This is a genomic window from Spirosoma migulaei (assembly GCF_054776855.1).
This window is the reverse complement of the sequence record NZ_BAAHBG010000001.1, coordinates 250,154-256,804: the sequence shown is the minus strand read 5'-3', so window position 1 is coordinate 256,804 and position 6,651 is coordinate 250,154. Positions and strand designations below refer to the sequence as shown.

At 47.7% G+C, this 6,651-nt stretch carries 7 protein-coding genes; 2 read left to right on the top strand and 5 right to left on the bottom strand.

Going from position 1 to position 6,651, the window contains the following annotated elements:
* Nucleotides 1-183: 183 nt before the first annotated feature.
* Nucleotides 184-1,314: a FecR family protein gene (locus ACYVGO_RS00965; RefSeq protein WP_460966882.1), complete on the bottom strand. Its 1,131-nt coding sequence runs from the start codon at nt 1,312-1,314 to the stop codon at nt 184-186.
* A 115-nt stretch (nt 1,315-1,429) separates the two neighbouring features.
* Nucleotides 1,430-2,047, bottom strand: coding sequence for an RNA polymerase sigma factor (locus ACYVGO_RS00960; RefSeq protein WP_460966880.1), 618 nt, complete (start codon nt 2,045-2,047; stop codon nt 1,430-1,432).
* Nucleotides 2,048-2,307: 260 nt separating this feature from the next.
* Here ACYVGO_RS00960 and ACYVGO_RS00955 point away from each other — a divergent pair, with 260 nt between their 5' ends.
* Together ACYVGO_RS00955 and ACYVGO_RS00950 are read left to right on the top strand one after the other, a co-directional pair.
* The gene (locus ACYVGO_RS00955; RefSeq protein WP_460966878.1) at nt 2,308-2,595 is read left to right on the top strand and encodes a DUF4160 domain-containing protein; all 288 of its coding nucleotides are present in this window, start codon (nt 2,308-2,310) and stop codon (nt 2,593-2,595) included.
* Nucleotide 2,596: 1 nt separating this feature from the next.
* Nucleotides 2,597-2,857 carry a DUF2442 domain-containing protein gene (locus ACYVGO_RS00950; RefSeq protein WP_460966876.1) on the top strand — a complete coding sequence of 87 codons (261 nt, stop codon included), beginning with the start codon at nt 2,597-2,599 and terminating at the stop codon, nt 2,855-2,857.
* A gap of 97 nt (nt 2,858-2,954) precedes the next feature.
* Here ACYVGO_RS00950 and ACYVGO_RS00945 read toward each other — a convergent pair whose 3' ends face one another.
* The 3 genes from ACYVGO_RS00945 to ACYVGO_RS00935 form a co-directional block, all read right to left on the bottom strand.
* Entirely contained in the window at nt 2,955-4,214 is a 1,260-nt protein-coding gene (locus ACYVGO_RS00945; protein WP_460966874.1) for a threonine synthase, read from the bottom strand.
* 3 nt (nt 4,215-4,217) lie between these two features.
* Nucleotides 4,218-5,123, bottom strand: a complete 906-nt coding sequence (locus tag ACYVGO_RS00940) for a LysR family transcriptional regulator (protein WP_142773946.1) — start codon at nt 5,121-5,123, stop codon at nt 4,218-4,220.
* 124 nt (nt 5,124-5,247) lie between these two features.
* Complete coding sequence (locus tag ACYVGO_RS00935) at nt 5,248-6,390, bottom strand: esterase (RefSeq protein WP_460966871.1); 1,143 nt, start codon at nt 6,388-6,390, stop codon at nt 5,248-5,250.
* Nucleotides 6,391-6,651: the final 261 nt, after the last annotated feature.

Genomic DNA, 6,651 nt, shown 5'->3' with positions numbered 1-6,651 from the left:
ACCAAAGGGTATCGCCCGCTACATAGTGCACCCGGTCGGTATGCAAATACGCTTTCTCGGGTCAGAAAATAGGGGGATAATTCGGAGGTCAGCTATGCGTCAACATGGCTGACCTTTTTTAGTGGAGGGCGGTAATCGTAGGCATACGGTAGTGGGGTTAGGTGTTAGGAATAGGAATAGGAATTATTGGCAACGTTGGCCGCCTGTAATCGTCACCTGATTTCCCTGAATGGCATACTGCGCTTCAAGTGCTTTACAAACGACGGCCAATTTATCGTGAAAGGGTTGCCCAACCAGCGAGGCTGACAGTGAGCATTTACCCAACATGGTTTCATCATAAATGATGTGAACACCATACGCCTTCTCCAGCGTACTAAACACCTCAGCAACAGGCGTCTCGTCAAAATCAAAAGACTGTTTGGCAACCACCTGCGTTTCGGGCTGTGCAAACATACTGCCGGGCATACGAACCAGCCGCTTACTGGCATCCGAGTATTCCGCACCCTGATTTGGTGTCAACACAAGTCCACTTAATTCGGGGCTAGCCGCTTTCTGCCGAACAGACGATGATTCGTCTAAGGCATACACGGCCACTCTACCCGTTTTTACCGCCACTTTTATCGGCTGGCCCGACTCGGGCGCATCGACCATAAAGCTGGTTCCCAAGACTTTAGTCGCAATACCACGGGTATACACCAGAAAGGGTCGGGCTGGATTTTTCACGATCTCAAAAAAAGCTTTCCCCGTTAAATAGACCTCCCGCTGCTGAAACGTATCCGGATAACTCAGGCGGCTACCGGGTTGCAGCACGACCGAACTACCATCGCTGAGTAAAACCGTCAGGGGTTTATCGGTATCATTTCGAGCTTCTTTCAGGGTTATTCCTGCCGGAGTTCCCTTCACAAACTGCTGGTAACTTTCGGGTTGAACCGCCTGCCGTTGGCTATACCAATACGCCCCTAAACCGATGCTGATTACCAGGGCTATCGAAGCCGCCATGCGCAACCAACTCCAGCTGGTGCCAACTGTCCGGGTGAACGGGGCAACCACCTTTTCGTTGCTCTCCTCCCGAACATGCTTCTGTATATATTGGCGCATCATTTCGCTCTGGGCTGCCGTTGGCTGCTGCTGACCGGTTTGCTCCGCGAATACCAGAATGTACTGACGCGCCATCTCCACTGCTGGCTTTTTATCGGGATGTGCCTCCAGAAATTGCTGCCAATAGACATCCTGTGTCTCATCGGGATGCTTTACCCAGCGAATAAAATCCGCGTCTTCCAGGAAGTCTGTCAGTGAATAGGAGGCTTGTTTCATAGCGCCAAGAAAAGAGTACCTACACAAGAAGATATAGAATTATTCCCCTTCATTAAGAAAGAAGCAGCAATAGGTCAATTGACCTCTTTTTTCATGAAGTTTTTTTGAAAAATTTTTACAGGCTACATAATAGCCAGAAAATCAGCAGTGATCCGATGAGCCAGTTGCGATTCTGGCGAAGTGATGTGATTGCCCGATGGATGAAATTACGAACCGATTTCTCGTTGACATCCATCAACTGAGCAATTTCGGCAATACTGAATTCGTCGTAGTAATATAACGTCAAGGCCTCTACCTGACGCTTAGGTAACTGGGTAAGCAACTCCTGAATCCGCCGACTGAGCAAGTCTCTGGATTCCTGTTCAATCTGTGTCGTCTCTTCCGTAACGGAGGTTGGCGTTGTATCGTCATCGACAAGTTCCTCAATCCGTTCGCCCGTCTGGTATTTCCCCTGCATCCGATGAATCCGGCGACGCAGGGAACGATAGAGATAAAATTTAATGGAGATGATTTCTTCGGATAACGTGGCCCGCATGCGCCAGATGTCAATAAAAACTTCCTGCACGGCATCTTCGACCAGGGCCGAATCGGAGAAGAGCTTGCTGCCGTAGTTATACAACGTGCGGTGGTAGCGGTCGAAAATAGCCGTAAACGCCGATTCATCCCCTTCGCGAAGACCTCGCCAAAGTTGCTGATCGGTGGAATTGTTCGGGGAAGAATGTAAACTGGCCACTGTTAATTAAGCTACCCTTTACGGCATAAGGCTATAATTGGATAAACTTAATTATAGATACGCAAAATACAATTAGTTTGAATGAAAGAGTTGGTGAACATGTGTCAGATGCTTACTGTGGTGTCAGATGCTTACATCTGACACGAGAGGTTTCTCAAAACCTACACCAAGTAGTCAATTTTAAAAAATATGACTATTTAGCTATTGACTTTATCTATATCCGTTCGTCATACTACACATAGGACAAACCTGTGTATAGTATGCCTAAAATCGCTGTTTATCAGTTTTTAACGTTCTTCGCTTACATGTTCGATGCTGTAGGAGGTGAACCTCCACACCTGCACGTATCAAAAACTAAAAGCAGAAATACACGGTTTGCTAAAATATGGTTAGATTCGTTAACGTTCGCAGAGATCGGCGACTTTACCGAGAAGGAGTTAGCCTTAGTAAGTAAGCTCGCAACAGAAAATCAGTCGGCTCTATTGGAATTGTTTCACCGTGTTAGGGCTGGCGAAAAAATAAAAGCAATAACCTTAAAGATAAAATAACATGGAAGGCTACGGTGGTACTACACCCGTTATAAAAAAAGTAACATTTCCCAAGCGAGGCAAATTTGAAGTTTCGCTTGAGGATGGACGGTCGATCATGTTGCCTGTTTCACGGTTTCCTTCCTTACAAAAGGTTCCGTTAGCACGCCGTAACAAGTATACAATCGGTAATGGGAATACAATCATATGGCATGATTGCGCCGAAGTCTATCATATACAGGATTTCTTTGGCTTCCCAGACGATTATCGCTATAAGGGATAATTCAAAGATGATAATTCAAGCCTCTCGTTCACACGTTAGGTTTTGAGAAACCTTTGGATGTCGGGTTCAGAACCCGACATCACTAACAACCTATCACTTACCGAACCCACTTTCCTTTCACATTATCCAGATACTTCTGGCCAGAACCTGTGTTTAAAAGCAGAATGTGTTCCTCTGGCTGGAGCCAGCCCTGACGCAGTAATTTCTTGGTGGCTGCCCAGATAGCTCCGCCTTCGGGTGCGGCAAAAATGCCTTCGTGTCGGCAGAGTTCACTGACGCCTTCCAGCATCTCATCTTCCGAAACGGCAATGGCGGTTCCACCCGATTCACGTAGTACACTTAGCATAAGTGGTTCGCCAATAGGGCGTGGAACCGCCAATCCGTTGGCCAGTGTGGGTTTGCCCACGTACTGCTTACTGTTTGCCTGTTTCCCCAAATAGGTATCGACAACGGGCGAGCAGTTCTCTGCCTGCACAGCCACCATTCGGGGCAAGCGCTGATTTTGGGGCAACCAGCCCAGCATTTTCATTTCGTGAAACGCTTTCCAGATGCCAATCAGACCAGTTCCGCCACCCGTTGGGTACATGATCACATCGGGCAACTGCCAGTTTAACTGCTCGGCAATTTCATAACCCATCGTCTTCTTGCCCTCCAGTCGGTAGGGTTCTTTCAGTGTCGAGACGTCGAAATAAGCGCCGGTCTGGTTCAATTCCTGCACTTTAGCCGCACAGTCATTGATCAGTCCGTCTACTTCAATAAGGGTGGCGTTGTAGCCAATGCATTCTTCCTTAAAGGCATCGGGCGTGTGACGCGGCATAACCACCACGGCTTCCAGTCCTGCTCGGGCGCAATAAGCCGCCATGGCTACACCTGCATTACCAGCGGTGGGAATAATACAGGCCTCTTCGCCATTTTCTTTGGCTTTCGAAACGGCCATGCATAACCCTCTCGCTTTGAACGAACCGGTAGGATTCAGACCTTCATCTTTCAGGCTCAGGTGGTGCAGATCGTGTCTGTCGGCTAAACGGTTAAGATTTAGAATCGGCGTGAAGCCTTCGCCAAGGGTAATCTGATTTTCTGGCAGAATAACGGGCAGGAGTTCTTCATAGCGCCAGAGCGACTTACTCCGCATGATCAAATCTGATTTCTGGACGCTTCCCTCCCCAATTACATACTGACAAAGCAGCGGGGCCTGGCAACAAACAGACAAGGTCTGACGCACAAGCGCATTATGAATGGAGCCGCATTGCGAACAATGTAAGTCTCCTAAACGTGATGAAGTGATGGCAATGTTCATGGTTGTATTTTCCCGAAAAGTCCCGGTTAACAACGCATGAAGCAAATAGCGTTTTGGCATGAGTTATTCCACAATGGAATAATGCCGCTTGGTAAAGTGAATAAATGTGCTAACTAGTCGGTTGTTTTCGGTGCCTTTGCGCTGGATGAAATAGAAGGTTCGCTGGAGGGTCAGATCACGAATGGGGACTTCAACCAACTCCCCAGCCGTCAGTTCTTTTAGAATAGCTCGTTTCGGCAGAAAAGCCAGACAGGTATCGGCCAGGACAAAGTTTTTCAGGGCTTCGGTACCACCCAGCCGAATCAGAATTCGCAACGACGACAGATTGATTCCTTTCTTGCTTAGCTCATCCTCAACTACAGCCAATGTCCCCGAGCCATTTTCCCGCACCGCCAGCGGAATAGCAGGCAAGTCGGCTAGTGCAAGCGTGCGATCCCGCAGTGGGCTCTTGGCCGAACAAACGGCCAGAACATCGTCAGTCATAAAGGGCGTGTAGACCAATGTATTAAGCTGCGTCAAGCCCTCAACAATGCCCACATCAATATCGTGGGCCAGTAACGCATTCTGGATCGTGTCTGAATTTCGATTCAAAACGCTGATCTGAATGGTATCGTACCGGTGCAGATAAGCCGACAGAACAGGTGGCAGAACGTACAAACTAATGGTTGTACTAGCCCCAATGGCCAGCTTAGTCAGCGGCAGGAATTTGTCGTTGATCTGCTGAAGTTCCTGATGCAGTTCGTCCTGAAGCTGGCCCGCTTCGAGCAGTTTGGTGTAGAGTGCCTGGCCCGCCAGCGTTAAGCTGATGGTTGTACCATGCCGCTCAAACAGACCCGTTTTGTAAAAATACTCCAGCGATTTAATCTGCTTACTAATCGCCGACTGGCTGAGGAATAACGTTTGACTGGCTTTGGTAAAGCTTAACAAACGAGCCACTTCCATAAAAATCAGGTGGCGGGACGAAAGCATAACGGACTATCTTTTTCGCTGAGATACAACATCAAAGATAGCCCGTTTTTTCTGACAGGATTACAGGATTAAACCAGAAAAAAAGCCTGTTAATCCTGTAATCCTGTCAGAAAAACGGACTATCTCATTTAAACAGCAATGGAGCTAAGTCGGTCAGGTTCCTCCGCCACACCATGAAGGTATGCCCACCCGGTGTCTCCACGTTTTTAAACTTTACATTTTTTGCCGTCAGAAACTCCTTGAAGTATTTGTTATTCTGATACAGGAAATCATCGACTCCGCAGGAAATCCATAACAGTTTCAGCTGAGAATTTGCCTTCTCATCCAGCTTAGGATACGTCTTTGTAAAGACGTCCATCATGGCTGTTACCTGTTCGGCAGACGGCGTCGTTGTGGCTGGATTTGCGGTGGTGGATACTGGCGGACGTGGGCCTCCCATGCCTACGGCACTACTCATGCCGCCTACATATGCAAAGTGATCCAGGTGATTAAGGCCAGTATAAAAAGCCGTTCCCCCTCCCATCGACAGGCCCACGATGGCTCGTTGATTTCTGTCTTTGCTTGCGTTATACGTTTTTTCAAGCTGTGGAATGATCTCCTGAATTACCTCCGCAGCGTATTTATCGTTACCTCCATAGCCTAGCGTGTTTACCATAATCATCGGTTTGGCTTTGCCTTCGGCAATCAGGTTGTCCAGAATGATATTGGCCTGTGCATTAACGATCCACGACAAAGCGGTGCCTGTGGCTCCATGTAGTAAGAAAAATACGGGGTACGGTTCTTTACGTTTGGGATCATAGTTGGGCGGCAGATACACATAATAATCCCGATCTTCGCCCATAACAGCCGACCGATATACCTGATGGTTGACAGCTCCCCGAGGAACGTCTTTGATTTCCCAGCTTAGTGAAGCGGGCCCAGGCATATGCGCTAAACTCTGACCGTTACATTGATAACAGGGTTTGGCGACGGGATTGGAGGGGTCTGGAATACGAAGTCCATCGACAACAAAAGCGTAATCATAGACATCTGGCTCAAGCTTTTTGGTAAAACTCCAAACGCCCTGCTCGTCTTTCGTCATCGTTTCCTTTGAAATTCCTTCAATGTCGAGGATAACTTCCTTAGCATTCGGAGCACGAAGCCGGAATGTCAATCCACCTTCAGCGACTTCGGGCGATCGAAGGGGTGGTACCCGTGGCTGAGCCTGAAGCACAAATGCCTGGATCAGCAGACTAAACATAAGGAGCAAACAACGTTGTATTTTCATGCTGGTTTAGATGCATAGGTTATTGAGCTACAAAGCTTCACCCGGCCCCTAAACTACTTTTCGCAGTTATCTCTACTAAGGTTTTAAACTTTCATTTTTTTTACTGGGTCAGAGTACTTTTTGTCATTCCGACGCCAGGAGGAATCTCAAGCTTGACTAATGAGAAGCTTGAGATTCCTCCTGGCGTCGGAATGACAAAAAAAGCAATTCAGTCAATAGAAATTAGAAATTTAAAACAGCTTCATAATCATAAATCCTGCC

Bases quoted from the DNA above. Each gene is read 5' to 3' on its own strand.
- ACYVGO_RS00935 (WP_460966871.1), bottom strand. From the start codon at position 6,390: ATGAAAATACAACGTTGTTTGCTCCTTATGTTTAGTCTGCTGATCCAG.
- ACYVGO_RS00950 (WP_460966876.1), top strand. From the start codon at position 2,597: ATGGAAGGCTACGGTGGTACTACACCCGTTATAAAAAAAGTAACATTT.
- ACYVGO_RS00965 (WP_460966882.1), bottom strand. From the start codon at position 1,314: ATGAAACAAGCCTCCTATTCACTGACAGACTTCCTGGAAGACGCGGAT.
- ACYVGO_RS00955 (WP_460966878.1), top strand. From the start codon at position 2,308: ATGCCTAAAATCGCTGTTTATCAGTTTTTAACGTTCTTCGCTTACATG.
- ACYVGO_RS00940 (WP_142773946.1), bottom strand. From the start codon at position 5,123: ATGCTTTCGTCCCGCCACCTGATTTTTATGGAAGTGGCTCGTTTGTTA.
- ACYVGO_RS00945 (WP_460966874.1), bottom strand. From the start codon at position 4,214: ATGCCAAAACGCTATTTGCTTCATGCGTTGTTAACCGGGACTTTTCGG.